Origin of the sequence: Acinetobacter boissieri (assembly GCF_900096955.1) — a bacterium.
Taxonomy (GTDB): domain Bacteria; phylum Pseudomonadota; class Gammaproteobacteria; order Pseudomonadales; family Moraxellaceae; genus Acinetobacter; species Acinetobacter boissieri.
Genome location: NZ_FMYL01000013.1, coordinates 17546 through 35691, shown reverse-complemented (window position 1 = coordinate 35691; position 18146 = coordinate 17546). Strand labels below are relative to the sequence as shown.

Below are 18146 nucleotides of genomic sequence, written 5' to 3'. Positions count from 1 at the left end.
ATTTTTCCAAATATATGGTTGACCGAGTAATATAGCTTTTTTAGTTGAAAAATTCAATTATTGTACAGATAAAACACAGATAAATTATCTTTAATGATCTATCGCTAGATAGAAAAGCTTAATTGAAAATTATTTTATATTCATTTTTCAGTGTGTGTTGTTGCCACAGTGATGTATTTATCTAACGGTAACATACTCGAATGGTGAGATGTATTTAAACTAAAGGGTGTTGCGAGTAGTAATACCAAGACCGTAAGCATTTTTTTCATAATATACTGACACTATAGTAGATTTTTCCTGCATATCATTATCATACGATAACTTCTATAGTGTGACAATAGTCACAATTTTTATTTTTAAATATAATATCTTTTATTGATTCATTTGAATTATATTTGGTGTATTTTATGTTGAGCCGCTATAGTGGTCTGTTCAATCACGCCTTTGAGTTCATTAAACCGTTGTAAGGTTTCTTGTATAAAATTTTCATCTGCTTTACGCTGTTGTTTACGTAAAGTTGAAATAAATTGTTCAAAATCCCCAGTAACTTGCTGTAAACGTGTAGTACCTACATAGCGTGTTGCGCCATATAAACGGTGTAAAACATGTTCAAGTTGTGGAAAGTCTTCCAACTCAATGAGTAAACACATTTCTTCAATTTCGGTATCAAAACTATCAATCAGCATTTTCAGAAGATCTATTGCCAATTCTTCTTTATTTGCAGCGAGTCGTACGCTTTGTGCCCAGTCCAAAATGGTAATATCTATATTCTGATCATGTTGTAAGTGCTTTTGAGGCGTTCTTTGCTCAAAGCGTTGACTATTTGTCCAAGTCGTTAGAATATGTATAAGTTGCTCAATTTGAATAGGTTTTGTTACATAATCATTCATACCTACGGTCAATAACTTTTCTTTCTCATCAGAAAGAGCATGTGCAGTGAGCGCAATAATTGGCAATGTGGTGTTTGTATTTTCAAGCGTTGATTCGAGTGACCGAATCGCACGTGTCGTATCAATACCAGACATGACAGGCATTTGAATATCCATAAAAACTAAATCAAATGGTGTATTTTGTTGCCAATGTTGTTTAATCAGATTGAGTGCATCTTGTCCGCTGAGTGCCTTGGTGGTTTTGACTTGGAGTTCACCAAGCAAAGCTTCTAGTACAATTAAATTTGGTAAATGGTCATCTACCGCCAAGATATGTAAACCTTGTCCATCAAAAGTTTGTTGTTTTGGTGTGTTGGCTTTTTGATTTTTAAGTGTTTGTAATAGGGCATGTCTACTGAGTGGCTGATATAAAGGTGTCGCTTCATAATAAGCCAGTACACTCGGTTCTAGTGACATTTGATAACCATAAATGGCCAGATGTCCTTGGTAACGAGAACGAATTTCTTTGAGTAGTGTATGCGTATCTCCACCATGGTCTACAATAACCCATGTATTTTTATGAGTTTGAAGCTGGCTTAAGCGACTGAATAGATCTAAGATTGAGCTACTGGCTTGATGATTTATATGATCGTTACTTAAGTATTGGTTGAGTATAGAAGCGGTTTTGGTATGAGAAATAAACGAAATAACATGAATATTCGATAGCTGTTCAGTATGTTGTTTTGCTTGCTCTATTTCAAAGAGTGCCGTAAACCAAAATGTGGATCCTTTGTCTGAAGTGGCTTTCATATGGTTATCTTCAAAGCCAATTTCACCATGCATCATTTGTACAAGTTGCTTGGAAATAGCAAGCCCAAGTCCTGTGCCCCCAAATTGACGTGTAATAGATGTATCGACTTGTGAAAATGAGTCGAATAGCTTTTTTTGATCATCTTCGCTCACACCAATACCACTGTCTTGTACGCTAAAATAGACATGACACTGTTTGCTATTGGTGGTTTGTAATTTACTATTTACAATGATTTCACCGCTAGAAGTAAATTTAATCGCATTTGAAATTAGGTTGGTTAAAATTTGTTTAAAGCGAAGAGCATCACCAATAACACGTTGTGGTAGTTCTGGTGCAAAGTAAAAAGCCATGTATATATTTTTTTCAGCGGCCAATGGCGACAACATATCCATGACATCAAACATGGTTTCTTCTAAATCAAAAGATGCGGTTTCTAGTTCAAGTTTCCCTGCATCAATTTTAGAAAAATCAAGTACATCATTTATTAAAGCCAATAAGTGTGCTGAAGATTTTCTAATGGTTTGTAAGTATAAGTTTTGGTCGTTGGTCAAGTTGCTTTGTCTGAGCATCAAATGAATAAAACCATCTATACTATTTAGTGGTGTGCGTAATTCATGACTGATATTGGCTAGAAAAACAGATTTCGATTGATTTGCAGACACGGCTTGGTCACGTGCTTGTCTGTAGGTGATATTTTGCATTTCAAGCGTATCTAAAGTACGCCGTAAATCATCTTCTGTTTGTTCTGTATGATCTCTGAGTTCTAAAAAACTGTGGTGTAAGCGTTGAAAAGTGTGTTCGAGATCTTTTTCAAGCAGTTGTAGCTCACTGCTACTTTGTTGTGTAATGGGTTCATCTAAGTTGTCGGCATGTACTCGCTGTAACTGCATGCGAATCTCATATAGCGGTGCAACCCAGCGCCGAGAGTAAAAATTTAGGCACATCATTAATAGGAGCAATGTAATAAATATAGTAATAATAATTGCGACTAAAATATGATAGTGGGCTAATTCTAAGGGTTGGTTGTCTAAAGAAATAACCAACCAACGTTGTTGATCTAGATGGTTGGTTTTAAGTTTTTGTGCATAAACGCTATTACCATGGTTAGATATTGGGCCAATAACGCTATGCTGACTTTGAATTGCAGGCCAAGATAGGTCATTTCTGTTGCCAATACTCAGCAAAATTTGATTGTTTTGGTCTATGAGTGCAACACGTTGTACGTATGAATCACTCAGCATGCGCTGTAAAATACTTTGCGCTCGACTATTGAATGCTGGATTTTTTTCTATTGTTTCAAAAAGTAACTGTGCAGTATGTTGGTAACGGGTTAGAATTGTAATTGCTGCATAGCGTTGTTGCTCTTGAGCAGACTCCCGAGTTTCTTTGAGTACAAAATAGGTACTGACCATCGCTAAAATTGCAATCGGTATGAAAATAAGTAATACCAACTGACCATATGCATGGTTGAGTGGAAGTTGCTGTAAAATATTTTTTTTGTATTTTGCCATGACTCAATTTAAGAGGCTTACTTTCTTTTATTTTAGCATGTTTGTGCTTAATGTGATGAAGCATACGACCAATAAAGAATGTGAAAAGAGTGCAGTGCTGTGCTTTTTTTCATACAATAAGTGTAACGAGAAAAATGTAACGACTATGAGCCAAAATCAGCCTAATTTTTTTGCAGAAGAACAATTTCTTTTAGACCATTATGTGGGGCACACGCCCTTAGTGCGTTTGCAACGTTTATCTGTAACAACTCAGGCCACCATTTTAGCCAAGCTAGAAGGTAATAACCCTGCAGGTTCAGTCAAAGATCGTGCTGCCTATAATATGATTTTACAGGCTGAAAAACGAGGTGATATTCAACCAGGCGATACTCTCATAGAGGCCACCAGTGGCAACACAGGAATCGCTTTAGCTATGGTTGCCGCAATGCGGGGTTATCATATGACGCTCATTATGCCAAATAATATGAGCAGTGAGCGTAAAGATGCGATGTTAGCATATGGTGCTAAGCTCATTGAAGTGACACCTGAGCAAGGAATGGAGGGTGCAAGAGATTTGGCACTGGCCATGCAAGAAAAAGGGCAAGGTGTGGTACTAAATCAATTTGGTAACCCAGACAATGTCAATGCACATTACTTAACAACCGGCCCTGAAATTTGGCAACAAACCCAAGGAAAAATTACTCATTTTGTGAGTGCGATGGGAACAACTGGCACCATCATGGGGGTGTCTAAATATTTAAAAGAACAAAATCCAAATATTCAAATTGTAGGATTGCAACCCAATGAAGGCGCAAGTATTGCAGGGATTCGCCGTTGGCCAACTGAATATTTACCCACAATTTTTGATGCACAACGTGTAGATCGCATTATAGATATTCCTCAAATTGAAGCGGAAAAGACCATGCGTGCTTTAGCAAAACATGAAGGTATTTTTTCAGGTGTGTCATCCGGTGGTGCTGTATGGGCATCTTTAAAAATTGCCCAAGAAAACCCTGATGCTGTAATTGTATGTATTATTTGTGACCGAGGAGACCGTTATTTATCGACAGGTTTGTTTTCTATACAAGATGAGGTGTAAAGCATCATGCGGTTACCCATCTTAGTATTTAATATCGAAACGACGCTTGATTTAACTTCGGGCGCACATTTGCATGGTTTAAGCCACTTAGCAGAACAAGATATTGAACAGGCATTGAATAAGCTACGTCGTCAAGAAACGGGCTCAGATTTTCATCGATTGCCTTTACATAAAATTATTTGTATTTCAGGGCTTTGGGTTGATGAAAAAGGTTTGAGACTGTTTTCATTTTCTCATACAGAACTCACAGAATTAGAAATATTAGAAAAATTTCTATCTATTTTTGAGAAGAGACATCCCATTTTGGTCAGTTGGAATGGGGCACAGTTTGACTTACCTGTGATTTTGCTTAGAGCCATGTATTATGGGTTGTCTGCGCCTCGCTTATTTGATCAAGGTGAAATTGATCAGCAACGCCGTTTTAATAACTATCAAAATAGATATCATCAGCAACATATTGATTTAATGGATAGTATGTCGATGTTTAATCGGCAAAACTTTCAAAAATTAGATGATATTGCCGCATTTTTAGGCTTGCCATTTCGTGATAAAATGACCACACCTGTAGAAGTTAATGCTGAACAAGCAGTGATTCAAACGTGGTTGATTTATTTACGTTGGGTGCTTTTAAAAGGGCAGTTAACACAGCCACAGCATGAAGAAGCAATCCAACAAGTGATTGTGTGTTTAAAAGCACACATGCAACAGCATGACTTTTTAATGCATTGGCAGGTTGTTGCTGAACATACGGCACTCAGTCGTACATTTTTTCATGATTAATTTTTGAGTACTATTTTGAAATATTCTCGCCAAGCCAAAACCACAACAGCGACGCATACTTTTGTAGTTGAAGCCTTGTCACACGAGGGGCGTGGAATCAGCCATTATCATGAGAGTGCAGATCATCCGGTCGATAAACATGGTAAGAAAGTCTTTATTCAGTTTGCTTTGCCTGATGAACGTGTGGCGGCAACTATTATTCGCCAAAGTAAGCGTTTTGAAGAGGCAGAAACGGTTACATTACTTTCAGCACCGTCTATATATAGAACAGCTCCGATCTGTGAACATTTTACTGTGTGTGGTGGCTGTAGCTTGCAACATATGCAAGCCGATGAACAAATTCGAGTAAAACAAAATACGTTAGCATCGCACTTACAGCATTTTTCAGGTCTATCACCTGAAGTATGGTTACCTGCGATTCGCTCAACGCGTCAAGATTATCGTCGCCGTGCCCGTATCGGCGTGCGTTATGTTGACTCATCAAAAAAATTGGTAATGGGCTTTCGTGCGAGACAGACCAATCGTTTAGTACCTATACAACATTGTCCAATTTTAGATGTTGAGTTAGATCAGGCCTTGCCCGAGGTATATCAATTATTAAATATTTTAACTGCTCGAAAAGACATCGGTCATATTGAGTTGTCTATGGGGAGTCATGAGATTGCCTTATTGATTCGGCATACTGCACCTTTGCCGCCATCTGATCTGAAAAAGCTACAACAATTTGCACAGCAAAAACGTTGGCAATTGTACTTACAGCCTAAAGATGCAGGGAGTGTGCATCGTATTGATACAGATGCACCGATGCGGTTGAGTTATCAGTTGGCTAATTTTGGTTTACAACTGGGCTTTGCACCAACAGACTTTACACAGGTTAATGATGGCGTTAACCAACAAATGATTAACTTGGCATGTAAGTTGCTTGATCTTCGTGTTGGAGAACGAGTACTCGACTTATTTTGTGGTTTAGGTAATTTTTCATTGCCGATTGCACAATGTGTAGGCGAGCAAGGGCATGTGGTTGCGGTTGAGGGCAGTGAGGCAATGGTTGAGCGAGGACGAGAAAATGCAATACGTAATCAGCTCAAAAATATTGAATTTTATGCACAAGATCTGACCCAAGATTTTTCAAAACAGCCGTGGGCGAAACAAGGCTTTGATGCATTGTTGATAGACCCACCACGCTCTGGTGCAGAACAAGTGATGCAATATATTGCCAACTTTGATGCCAAACGAATTGTTTATGTCTCATGTGACCCTGCAACATTAGCACGAGATGCAGGCATACTCGTGCAAAAAGGGTATAGACTTAAACAGGCAGGGGTGATGGATATGTTTACGCATACGAGCCATGTTGAGTCGATTACCTTATTTGAAAAAATACAGCAATGTAATAACGAAAGTGAATGACGCAATTAATAGGAGATAGGTATGGTCACGGTACGTGAACAATTACCTGAACGACTGACGCAACTCACAGAAGAAAGTGTTGTAAGTTATGCTTTACAACAACAAGATCTTGCTGAGTGGTTAGATCGAGTACGTCTTCAAACCGGCAGTGAATTGAAACAGCTTGAAGATGTTGCGAAACATACACTAGAAAAAGAACAGCAAGCAATTGTTCCTAGTCGAAACAATACTTTTGTAACAGGTATTGGCGTTGCAGATATTTTGGCGCACTTATATGCAGATGAAGCAACATTATGCGCTGCAGTATTGTACCGTAGTGTCAGGGAAGGAAGAACCTCATTAGAAGAAGTTGAGCTAAACTACGGTAAAGAAGTATTAGACCTTGTGCGTGGCACGCTCGCTATGGGTCGGTTGTCAGAACTGATTGAACAAAATAAACGTTTAGAAGATCATTTTAATAATAATATGCGTGAGCATCTCACAGGCATTTATAAGATGCTGATTTCTGTGACTGAAGATGTGCGTGTGGTTTTAATTAAGCTTGCAGAACGAACTTTTGAGCTTAGAGATCTGGCAAAATCACCTAAAGATCGCCAAGAGCGAGTTGCCCGAGAAATTTTAACGATTTATTCGCCATTGGCACATCGTTTGGGTATTGCACAACTAAAGTGGGAGCTAGAAGATCTTGCATTTCGTTATCTTGCACCGGATCGTTATAAGGAAATTGCAAAGCTACTCAATGAAAAACGCCTAGAGCGAGAGCAGTATATTGATGATGTGGTGAACCGCTTAAAAAGCGAGCTAAAAAAAATAAATATTGAAGCGGATATTAGCGGTCGAGTAAAACATATTTACTCAATCTACCGTAAAATGAAAAGTAAAGATTTAAGTTTTGGTCAACTCTACGATATTCGAGCATTACGTGTATTGGTCAATTCAGTGTCTGAGTGTTACCACGTTTTAGGTATTGTGCATCAGATTTGGCGACATATTCCACATCAGTTTGATGACTATATTACCAACCCAAAAGCCAATGGATATCGTTCATTGCATTCGGCAGTCATTGCAGATCAACGCTCGTTAGAAATACAAATTCGTACCCACGAAATGCATAATGAAGCTGAATTGGGCGTATGTTCGCATTTTAATTATAAAGAAGGCGAAAAATCGACAGATTTTTCATTTAATCATCGGTTACATTCATTACGTGCAGTATTGGAAAACTACCAAGAGCGTAATGAAGCCAGTGCCCATGCTAAAGATGAAGAAGACTACGAAAATATACAAGATTTTGAAGACTTTGAAAAAATTTATGTCTTCAGCCGAGATGGTGATATTAAAGAACTGCCACGAGGCTCAACTGTTTTAGACTTTGCTTATCATGTGCATACCGAAGTGGGTAATCACTGCTATGCAGCGCGCGTCAATCAACGTTATGTGCCACTGACCTATAGTTTAAAAACAGGTGAACAGGTCGAAATTTTTACCAAAAAAGACCGAGAGCCAAACCGTGATTGGTTGGTCAGTTCGCTTGGATATATTAAAACAGCACGTGCTAGAGATAAGTTGCGTCATTGGTTTCGACAACAAGACCGTAGTAAAAATCTTGAAGTTGGACGTGATTTACTCACAAAAGAATTACAACGTTTGGCAATACATCCCAAAAGTATTGACCTGAATGAATACTGCAATCACTTTAATGTGAAAACAGGTGACGATATTTTAGTGGCTTTGGTCAACGGTGACATTGGTTTACATGCACTCATGAACCAAGTAAATCGCCATATGAATATAGATCAGGATGAACCTGAGCTTATTCTCAAACCCACATTAAACCCAAGGGCAAGCCATACACTATCTGCACATGGTATTTTAATTGATGGTTTAGATAATGTAGAGCTGAATATTGCACAGTGTTGTCAGCCTGTCCATGGTGAACTGATTGGCGGTTATATCACATTGAACCGTGGTGTAAGTATTCATAAAAAAGGTTGTCAGGATTACATTCGTATGATTACCAACGAACCTGAACGTGCAGTAGATGCAGATTGGGAATTACAGCCCACACGTGGTCAAAGTATACAAATTGTAGTAGAGGCCTATGACCGCCGTGGTTTGTTAAAAGATCTGACCCAAGTCATTTTCTCTGACAATATTAATATTCGGCAAGTGAATACCATTTCAGAGAGCGATGGTATTGCAAATATGAAATTAATGATAGAGGTGAAAGGCTTAGCACAGTTATCACGGCTGTTGGCACGTTTAGAGCAACAACCTGGCATTATTAGTGCTAGACGTTTAATTCAAGGTAATTAATCAAAATAAGGCCAATCTTAACAGGGTTGGTCTTGTGGGAATAAAACATGCAAGACCAAGCGCCTATAGAAAAACTCAAACACATTATGCAATTGTTGCGTAAAGAATGTGCTTGGGATCAAAAACAAACGCCACAGAGTCTAACTAAGTATGCGATTGAAGAAGCATACGAAGTAGAAGATGCGGTACGTACAGGTCATGTACCCGCCATTAAAGATGAATTAGGTGATTTGTTGTTGCAAGTGGTTTTTCAGTCACAAATGTACTCTGAGCAACAATACTTTGATTTTGATGACGTAGTGAATGCCATTATTGAAAAGCTCATTCGTCGTCATCCACATGTTTTTGACAAACAAAACTTTGAAAACTTAAACGCAGATCAAGTGAAAATATTATGGGACCAAATTAAACAACAAGAAAAACAACAACGTGGTGATACGACTTCACGCTTAGATAATGTGAAACATGGTCCTGCTTTAATACAAGCGCAAGACATTCAAAAAAATGTAGCTAAAGTTGGTTTCGATTTTGCTACAGTGCAAGATGCTATGCAAAAAGTACATGAAGAGTGGGCTGAGCTTGATGAGGCAATGCAGAGCAAAGATCAGTCAAAAATTGAAGATGAATTTGGCGACTGCTTATTTGCGATGATTAATGTGGGTCGAAAGCTGAATGTATCTAGTGAAATGGCTTTACTGTCAACCATTACAAAGTTTAGACGTCGTTTCGCCTTTATTGAACAATCTGCCACACAACTACAAACCACAACAGCAGACATGAGCCTTGAAGAAATGGATGCTTTGTGGGAACAGGCAAAATTACAAGAAAAATAGATCTATATGATGAAGAAAATCGTTTTATGCGTGTTGTGTATGGTGGGAAGTGTAGTATATGCAAATCCAGCATCATATGATCAGCAATATTTAAAATGGAAAGAAGATCAATCGGTTTATGTGAAACAACCGACTCAATCTGTAATAAAAGTGGTGAATCAGGTACAAGATAAAGTCGCCATTAACCAAGCTGATTTGAAAAAACTACAACAGCTACATGGTGTTGGAGAGAAAAAAGCCCAAGCAATTATTGAATATCGAAAAACGCATGGGCCATTTAAACAGCTTATAGAGCTTAAAAATGTGTCTGGTATCGGTGAAAAATTTTTTGAAAAAAACAAAGATATTTTAGTTCTTTAAAACTTGAGGGTGAAACTCAAGCATGCTTAGTATAAGATACCAAGAAATTGCCACTGATTATGAGGCAATTTAAAAAATTGGAAACAATGAATTATTCATTACAGACGTAGGAGAGAGCGTCTTTTGCACACTTTACGCGCGTCAAAATATGGCTTAGCCATTAAAAAATTACCACCATCAATTATTGAAGTGATTGATGTTTTAACCAAAGCTGGCTATGAAGCCTACATTGTTGGGGGAGGCGTCAGAGACTTAATATTGGGTTTGAATCCAAAAGACTTTGATGCAGTGACCAATGCAACACCTGCACAAATTAAGTCGGCCTTTGGTCGTCGTTGCCGTATTATTGGCCGCCGTTTTGAGCTTGCCCATGTTTATATTGGTCGAGATCTGATCGAAGTTGCTACTTTTCGCGCACCACCAAAAAAAGAAGTCACTAGCGCTCAAGGTATGATTTTGCGTGACAATAACTGGGGTACGATTGAACAAGACTTTGTTCGTCGTGATTTCTCAATTAATGCCATGTACTATGAGCCAAGAAAAGGCATTATCTTAGATTTTTGTCATGCGATTGATGATATTAAAAATAAGACCTTGCGTTTATTAGGTGATCCTGCAAAGCGTTTTGAAGAAGACCCTGTACGTATGTTACGTACATTGCGTTTTGCAGCAAAATTGAATTTTGATATTGCTGAAGATATTTTAAAAATCTTTACGCCAGAAATGGCAAAACTACTACGTGATATTTCGCCTCATCGTTTATATGATGAGTCTCAAAAAATGTTCACTATGGGTGCATTAGATCTAGTTTTACCTTTGCTGATAAAATTTGATGTCTGGAAGCAGCTTTTTGCAGATATATCACCTGAAGTAACGCCATTTATTGAACGTGTTGCCTACAATACAGATCAGCGTATACAAGTAGGTAAAAGTATTAATCCTGCATTTTTCTATGCTGTTTTATTGTGGGACAACTTTTTAGAGCGTACACAATTTTATTTGAATAAGCAGTTAGCACCTGCCGAAGCCAGAGCGCAAGCAGGCTTAGATGTGATTAAGCGTCAATGTACACGTACAGTCATTCCTCGTTTTACAGAAACGTTTATTCGTGAAGTCTGGGAAATGCAAGTTCGCTTATTGAATCCTAAACCGCAGCAAATAGAATCGCTTGCAGGTCATGCACGTTTTAGAGCAGGGTTTGACTTTTTGTATTTACGTGAAAAATCAGGTGATACAACAACCGAAGGTATGGGGCAGTGGTGGGAAGACTACCAACATTTATCTCGTGATGAAAAAGAGATTGTGATTGCCAAATATAATCGCCAGCGTAATAAAAAGCGTCAACATGTTGTAGAAGTGATTGATACACAAGAGCCACTGGTTAAAGAAGAACGCACCAGATCTAGATTTTCAAGAAAAGTGAAATCAAGTTCAACCGCAGAGGCTGTAAGTACCCCTGATCGCCAACGTTCAAATGGTTATGAAACGTCTGTAGATGTAATAGATGCTAAACATCCTATTTTAAAGCGTAAGCGAGTACAGCGTAACTTATCTCATGTCACTTTTGGGCCAACGCAGTAATGCATACCACATATATTGGGTTGGGAAGTAATTTAGGTGATTCTAGACAAATTTTATGCCGAGTCGTGGCGCAACTCGCCACGCTGGGTGCTATAAGTGTGTCAAAGTTATATTCAACACCCCCGATGGGGCCACAAGATCAGCCAGATTATTTAAATGCTGTGGTTGAGTTAAAAACAACACTGACCCCACTAGCATTGCTAGATACCTTACAAGATTTTGAGCAACAATCTGGGCGTGTTCGACTACGCCATTGGGGTGAGCGTACTTTGGATTTAGATGTGTTGTGGTATGACGGTCAAAATATTGAGCATGAACGTTTAACGGTGCCACATATTGGCCTATTAGACAGAGATTTTGTGTTGTTACCACTTTTAGATTTAAATCCGAAAATGATAGTACATGGCCAGGTGTTAAGTGATCTAAGTATTGTTAAGCACACCCAGCTACAACCAATTGCTACAGCTGATTGGGCAAAGTAAAATATATCGTGAACACCATTGAAGGATAAGCCATGATTAATTTAAGTGATCTGCGTCGCTTTAAAAAAGAAGGCCGGAAGTTTTCATGCTTAACGTGTTATGACGCCAGTATGGCCAAAGCAATGGAAACAGCTCAGATTGATAGTATTTTAATCGGAGATTCACTGGGTATGACCATACAAGGGCATGACTCTACTTTGCCTGTTACAGTAAGAGATATGGTTTACCATACGACTTGTGTACGCCGTGCGAATCAGCATGCACTGATCATGGCCGATTTGCCATTTATGGCTTATGCAAACACAAAAGATGCATTGAAGAATGCGAAGAAAGTCATGCAAGCTGGCGCACAAATGATCAAAATTGAAGGTGGTGCTTGGCTTGCTGAAACAGTGATGTCACTCACTCGTAATGGTATTCCTGTATGTATGCATTTGGGCTTAACCCCACAGTCGGTGAATGTATTTGGAGGTTATAAAGTTCAAGCAAAAACTCGTCAAGCTGCAGATGCATTATTGGCAGAATGTCGTGTTTTAGTTGACGCAGGCGCTGCTGTTTTATTGCTTGAATGTGTACCTGCCCAAGTTGGGAAAGAAGTTGCAGATGCATTTCCTGATGTTCCTGTTATTGGTATAGGTGCAGGTGCCGATACAGATGGACAAGTACTCGTGGTACAAGATATGTTGGGCCTTACACAAGGCCATGTTGCGAAATTTGTTTATAATTTTATGAGCAAACAAGCTGGGCCTTATGCTATTTTAGATGCAATAACAACATACCACCATGCAGTGATAAAAAAGACATTTCCTGCATTAGAACAGACTTTTCAAATTGAGCTAAAATAATGAAAACTGAAACTACGGTACACGGTCTTGCCGCTTCGTTGCAAACAGCACGTAGTACAAAAAAACTGATTGGTTTTGTACCAACAATGGGGAACTTGCATGAAGGACATTTGAGTCTAGTCCGTGAAGCTAAAAAAATTTGTGATGTGGTCGTTGTTAGTATTTTTGTAAATCCTACCCAATTTGGTCCAAATGAAGATTTTGAAAACTACCCACGTAGTTGGGAACAAGACAGCCAACTTTTAGTTGATGTTGGTTGTGATATTATTTTTGCACCACCTGTTGAACAAATATATACCACGCAACCGGTGATCACACGCATACAAGTGACAGAAATTACAGAAATTTTGTGTGGTTTGTCGCGACCCGGCCATTTTGATGGTGTTGCTTTAATTGTGACAAAACTATTCAATATTGTACAACCACATTATGCATTTTTTGGACAAAAAGATTTCCAGCAAGTGGCTGTTGTAAAACAACTGGTTCAAGATTTAAACTTAAGTGTAGAAATTATTGCTTCTGCAACGATTCGTGCTGAAGATGGTTTAGCACTCAGTTCGCGTAATGGTTATTTAAATGATCAAGAACGAGCAATTGCACCTACGATTTATCAAAGTTTACGACAGGCTGAGCAAGCACTGCATACAGGTACAATATTAACGGAAGTACTTGAAGGCATCCGAATATCTTTGCTAGAAGCTGGCTTTAGCGTAGACTACGTAGAGGCTTTTACACCTCACTTAAAACCTGTGCAAAGTACAGATACTGAAGTGGTTTTATTTGTAGCGGCTAAACTTGGCACAACACGTTTAATTGATAATTTACACGTAAAATTAATGACAGCTTAAATACGTTGGTATGAAAGGATAGAGCGATGAAGCGTATCTTGATCGTTACAGGCCAATCTGGTTCAGGTAAAACGTCTGCACTTCAAGTTTTAGAAGACCTTGGTTATTACTGTATTGACAATTTGCCGTTGGCATTACTGCCCGAAATTGTGGAAAAACTTGACCATGAAAATAATTTAGAGCAACTCGCTTTAGGCGTAGATGTTCGAAGTACACATGCAGATCTACAAGATTTTGAAAGTGTATTTGAGCAACTGCAAAAGCACGGTTCTGTCGACATTATTTTTTTAAGTACAAAAGATGAGCAAATTATTGCAAGATTTAGTGCATCTAGACGACCACATCCGCTTACAGGGCGTTGTCAAAGCCTAAATGAATGCATTCAAGAAGAAAAAAGTTTATTATTACCCATACAGCTCAGATCGACTGTAAATATAGATACCACAGATAAAAGTGTACATGATTTAAAACATACACTTTTAACCAAATTGGGGCAGTCCGATAAACTGATCGTCATTTTACAGTCATTTGGTTATAAACATGGTATTCCGCTAGATGCTGACTATGTGTTTGATGTACGGCATTTGCCTAATCCCCATTGGGATTTGCAACTTCGAAAACTATCAGGGCTTGATCAGCCCGTACAACAGTTTTTAGCCAAACATGACCAAGTGGTAGATATGTATAATGATATTTATCTATTTTTACAAAAGTGGTTGCCTGCATACTCAAAAGGTCATCGTCACTACTTAACCGTGTCGATCGGATGTACAGGTGGCCAACACCGATCTGTTTACATGGTAGATAGACTCCAAAAAGCGCTTGCGACGGATTGGTCTATTCAAATTTTACATAGAGAAATGAAGCACTGGTCATGATTGACACAACAGTAGATGTAATTAACAAACTTGGTTTACACGCGCGAGCTTCTGGCAAGCTTATTGAAGTGACTACAAAATTTCAATCGAGCATTCAACTTGGAAAAGGTGAAAAAATGATTGATGCCAAAAATATTATGGCATTACTTATGCTGGGTGCGGGTAAAGGAACCGCGTTACGTTTAGTGGTCACAGGGCCAGATGAAGAACAGGCTGTAACAGACATAAAAGCACTGTTTACAGCAAAATTTTATGAGGCAGATTAATCGTGGCACGTCGACCGCAAAAAAGTTATAGCAGTGAAGATTTTGAATCATTAGAAGGCCGTGCCAGTAAAAGTGAGCAAAAGCGTGCTGTGCAACGTATGGCTGCACTTGGTGAACAACTGGCAGAACTTTCAACCAAACAAATTCAACAACTCCCTGTAGATGAACGTTTAATCGATGCACTGACTGATGTACAACAAATTACATCATTTGAAGCACGCCGCCGACAATTTCAACGTATTGGTAAGTTACTGCGTAATGAAAATGAAGAGGTTGTACTGTCCTATTTAACACCAAAACAAGGTTTAAAAAAACAAGCCCAATTGGTACGTTGGGTTGACCGTATGATAGAGCAGGGCGACAGTGCAATACACGACTTCAGTAAGCATTTTAATGCTACAGAAAAGCATACCCTACGTCAGCATGTACTCCGTTACCATAGAGATAAAAGCCTACAAGCAACACCAGAAGAGTTAGAACAGGCCAGACAAAAAGTACTTCATTACGTACAACAAGTGGCTTTACTCTCTGATCAGGGTAAAGCTCGTGGTTAGAAGTTAATGCTTAGATGATGGCTAGATTACCCTAATAAGCATTGATCTGTTTTTACAGTTGTGTAAAATCAATGCCAATATTTTTTTTACCACCACCGTTTTTATATTTTGAGGTCTGACCTTCATCATAATCTTGCGGTGATATGCTCCTTGGTATGGGGCATCACTCCTTAAGGATTTTTTATGCCAATTATAACTTTGCCAAATGGCGATCAAAAACAATTCGATCATGATGTATCTGTCATGGACGTTGCACAAAGTATTGGACCTGGGCTTGCTAAAAATACAGTCGCAGGAAAAGTAGATGGTCAATTGGTCGATGCATGTGACTTAATCACCAAAGATGCAACTTTACAAATTATCACCCCAAAAGATGATGAAGGTTTAGAGATCATACGCCACTCATGTGCCCATTTGGTGGGACATGCAGTGAAGCAATTGTTTCCAGAAGCCAAAATGGTGATTGGGCCTGTGATTGAAGAAGGTTTTTATTACGACATTCAAATGCCACGTCCATTAACGTTAGATGATATGGCTAAAATTGAAGAGCGTATGAAATCTTTAATTGCGCAAGATTATGACGTGATTAAGAAAATGACACCACGTGATGAAGTGATTAATGTATTTGAAGCGCGCGGTGAAGAATATAAATTACGCCTTGTTCATGATATGCCAGATGAACAGCAAATGGGTTTGTACTATCATCAAGAATATGTAGACATGTGTCGTGGCCCACACGTACCAAACACTAAATTTTTAAAGTCATTTAAATTGACTAAAATTTCTGGTGCATATTGGCGTGGTGATGCGAAAAATGAACAGTTACAACGTGTATACGGCACAGCATGGGCAGATAAAAAACAGCTTGCTGCATATGTAAAACGTATTGAAGAAGCGGAAAAGCGTGACCATCGTAAAATTGGTAAAGCACTTGACTTGTTTCATATGCAAGAAGAAGCACCAGGTATGGTATTTTGGCATCCAAATGGTTGGACCATTTACCAAACGCTTGAGCAATACATGCGTCAAGTACAAGCGAAAAATGGCTACCAAGAAGTACGTACGCCACAAATTGTTGATTTTGTGTTGTGGGAAAAATCAGGGCATGCAGCAAATTATGCTGAAAACATGTTTACTACGCACTCAGAAAGCCGTAACTACGCCATTAAGCCAATGAACTGCCCATGCCACGTGCAGATTTTTAACCAAGGTTTGAAGTCTTACCGTGAGTTACCTATTCGTATGGCTGAGTTTGGTTCTTGTCATCGTAATGAGCCATCAGGTTCGCTACACGGTATTATGCGTGTTCGTGGTTTTACGCAAGATGATGGCCATATTTTCTGTACAAAAGAACAGATTGGTCAAGAAGTTGCTGAATTTATTCAACTGACTTTAGATGTCTATAAAGACTTTGGCTTTGAAGATGTGCAAATGAAGTTGTCTACACGTCCAGAAAAACGTGTGGGTGAAGATGCATTATGGGATATGGCTGAAAAATCTCTAGCAGATGCCCTTGATGAAGCAGGCTTAGCATGGGAGCTACTTCCTGGTGAAGGCGCATTTTATGGTCCAAAAATTGAATTTTCTCTCAAGGACTGCTTAGGTCGAGTTTGGCAATGTGGTACAATTCAATGCGATTTCAATTTACCTGAGCGTTTAGATGCGTCATTTGTCACAGAAGACAATGGTCGAGATCAGCCAGTTATGTTACATCGTGCAATTCTTGGTAGTTTTGAGCGATTTATTGGTATACTAATCGAACATTACGCAGGTTTTATGCCACCATGGTTAGCGCCAGTGCAAGTCTGTGTGATGAATATTACAGATACGCAATCTGTAGCATGTAATGAAGTTGTAGAAAAACTTAAAGACCAAGGGATTCGTGCAATCTCAGACTTGAGAAACGAAAAAATTGGTTTTAAAATTCGTGAACGTACTTTGGAACGTATTCCATATTTATTGGTTTTAGGTGACCGAGAAGTAGAGGAAGGTACAGTGAATGTGCGTACACGTTCAGGAACAAATTTGGGTACTATGTCAACAGAGGCTTTCGTTGATCTAGTAAAATCAGCCGTGGCCGAACGTGGCCGGCATATTGTGGAGTAAGAAAGATTAAACCGACTGATCGTAACCAACAAGCAAGTAAAAGTAATCGCCCTGCTATCAATGACGAAATTCGTGCAACAGAAGTTCGTCTCGTTGGTGCAGATGGAGAGCAAAAAGGAATTGTCTCTTTAGCTGAAGCAATTCGTGTTGCCGAGCAAGATGATCTTGACTTGGTGGAAATTGTGGCGAATGCTGAACCACCTGTTTGTAAAGTCATGGATTACAACAAACATTTGTTTGACTTAAAGCAAAAGCAAAAAGATGCGAAGAAAAAACAGCATCAGGTACAAGTCAAAGAAATTAAACTGCGTCCAGGCACAGATGTGGGTGATTACAACGTAAAACTACGTGCAATTACTCGTTTCTTAGAAGATGGAAACAAAGTGAAAATCACGTTACGTTTCCGTGGTCGGGAAATGGCACACCAAGAACTTGGTCTTTTGCAATTGCAAAAGATTGAAGCCGATGTGGTTGACCTAGGTGTTGTTGAACAAGCACCAAAAATGGAAGGTCGCCAAATGGGTATGCTTCTTGGCCCTAAAAAGAAAAATTAACAGGTCAGTAATGACTTGAAATTAAAAGGGCTACCTCATTGGAGGTAGCCCCTTTTTTAACTTA

The 18146-nt window shown here is 38.9% G+C and carries 17 protein-coding genes; 15 read left to right on the top strand and 2 right to left on the bottom strand.

What is annotated here, in order from left to right; genetic code table 11:
* Nucleotides 1–140 precede the first annotated feature (140 nt).
* Together BLS38_RS13305 and BLS38_RS11820 are read right to left on the bottom strand one after the other, a co-directional pair.
* Entirely contained in the window at nt 141–269 is a 129-nt protein-coding gene (locus BLS38_RS13305) for a hypothetical protein (RefSeq protein ID WP_280137760.1), read from the bottom strand.
* A 120-nt stretch (nt 270–389) separates the two neighbouring features.
* Nucleotides 390–3191, bottom strand: a complete 2802-nt coding sequence (locus tag BLS38_RS11820; protein WP_092749852.1) for an ATP-binding protein — start codon at nt 3189–3191, stop codon at nt 390–392.
* A gap of 145 nt (nt 3192–3336) precedes the next feature.
* Between BLS38_RS11820 and cysM the strand changes: the two genes are divergently transcribed.
* From cysM to infC, 15 genes are all read left to right on the top strand, one after another.
* On the top strand, nt 3337–4269 hold the full coding sequence (cysM, locus tag BLS38_RS11815) for a cysteine synthase CysM (protein ID WP_092749850.1): 933 nt from the start codon (nt 3337–3339) through the stop codon (nt 4267–4269).
* Between the two features lie 6 nt (nt 4270–4275).
* On the top strand, nt 4276–5049 hold the full coding sequence (locus BLS38_RS11810; RefSeq protein WP_092749848.1) for a ribonuclease H-like domain-containing protein: 774 nt from the start codon (nt 4276–4278) through the stop codon (nt 5047–5049).
* A 12-nt stretch (nt 5050–5061) separates the two neighbouring features.
* Complete coding sequence (gene rlmD / locus BLS38_RS11805) at nt 5062–6459, top strand: 23S rRNA (uracil(1939)-C(5))-methyltransferase RlmD (protein WP_092749898.1); 1398 nt, start codon at nt 5062–5064, stop codon at nt 6457–6459.
* Nucleotides 6460–6480: 21 nt separating this feature from the next.
* Nucleotides 6481–8775: a RelA/SpoT family protein gene (locus BLS38_RS11800; RefSeq protein ID WP_092749846.1), complete on the top strand. Its 2295-nt coding sequence runs from the start codon at nt 6481–6483 to the stop codon at nt 8773–8775.
* 65 nt (nt 8776–8840) lie between these two features.
* Nucleotides 8841–9608, top strand: coding sequence for a nucleoside triphosphate pyrophosphohydrolase (gene mazG, locus BLS38_RS11795; RefSeq protein WP_092749896.1), 768 nt, complete (start codon nt 8841–8843; stop codon nt 9606–9608).
* A 39-nt stretch (nt 9609–9647) separates the two neighbouring features.
* The gene (locus tag BLS38_RS11790) at nt 9648–9968 is read left to right on the top strand and encodes a ComEA family DNA-binding protein (protein WP_425283485.1); all 321 of its coding nucleotides are present in this window, start codon (nt 9648–9650) and stop codon (nt 9966–9968) included.
* A 123-nt stretch (nt 9969–10091) separates the two neighbouring features.
* Nucleotides 10092–11549: a polynucleotide adenylyltransferase PcnB gene (pcnB, locus tag BLS38_RS11785; RefSeq protein ID WP_092749842.1), complete on the top strand. Its 1458-nt coding sequence runs from the start codon at nt 10092–10094 to the stop codon at nt 11547–11549.
* Nucleotides 11549–12031, top strand: a complete 483-nt coding sequence (gene folK / locus BLS38_RS11780) for a 2-amino-4-hydroxy-6-hydroxymethyldihydropteridine diphosphokinase (RefSeq protein WP_092749840.1) — start codon at nt 11549–11551, stop codon at nt 12029–12031. Before pcnB ends, folK begins: the two co-directional genes overlap by 1 nt.
* A gap of 32 nt (nt 12032–12063) precedes the next feature.
* Complete coding sequence (gene panB, locus BLS38_RS11775; protein WP_092749838.1) at nt 12064–12876, top strand: 3-methyl-2-oxobutanoate hydroxymethyltransferase; 813 nt, start codon at nt 12064–12066, stop codon at nt 12874–12876.
* Nucleotides 12876–13724: a pantoate--beta-alanine ligase gene (gene panC / locus BLS38_RS11770; protein ID WP_092749836.1), complete on the top strand. Its 849-nt coding sequence runs from the start codon at nt 12876–12878 to the stop codon at nt 13722–13724. Before panB ends, panC begins: the two co-directional genes overlap by 1 nt.
* Before the next feature lie 26 nt (nt 13725–13750).
* Nucleotides 13751–14602 carry an RNase adapter RapZ gene (gene rapZ / locus BLS38_RS11765; protein WP_092749834.1) on the top strand — a complete coding sequence of 284 codons (852 nt, stop codon included), beginning with the start codon at nt 13751–13753 and terminating at the stop codon, nt 14600–14602.
* Nucleotides 14599–14868 carry an HPr family phosphocarrier protein gene (locus BLS38_RS11760; RefSeq protein ID WP_092749832.1) on the top strand — a complete coding sequence of 90 codons (270 nt, stop codon included), beginning with the start codon at nt 14599–14601 and terminating at the stop codon, nt 14866–14868. Before rapZ ends, BLS38_RS11760 begins: the two co-directional genes overlap by 4 nt.
* Before the next feature lie 2 nt (nt 14869–14870).
* The gene (yjgA, locus tag BLS38_RS11755; protein WP_092749830.1) at nt 14871–15422 is read left to right on the top strand and encodes a ribosome biogenesis factor YjgA; all 552 of its coding nucleotides are present in this window, start codon (nt 14871–14873) and stop codon (nt 15420–15422) included.
* 183 nt (nt 15423–15605) lie between these two features.
* Nucleotides 15606–17528 (top strand): threonine--tRNA ligase, encoded by a 1923-nt coding sequence (thrS, locus tag BLS38_RS11750; RefSeq protein WP_092749828.1) that lies wholly within the window; start codon nt 15606–15608, stop codon nt 17526–17528.
* 5 nt (nt 17529–17533) lie between these two features.
* On the top strand, nt 17534–18082 hold the full coding sequence (infC, locus tag BLS38_RS11745; protein WP_092749826.1) for a translation initiation factor IF-3: 549 nt from the start codon (nt 17534–17536) through the stop codon (nt 18080–18082).
* Nucleotides 18083–18146: the final 64 nt, after the last annotated feature.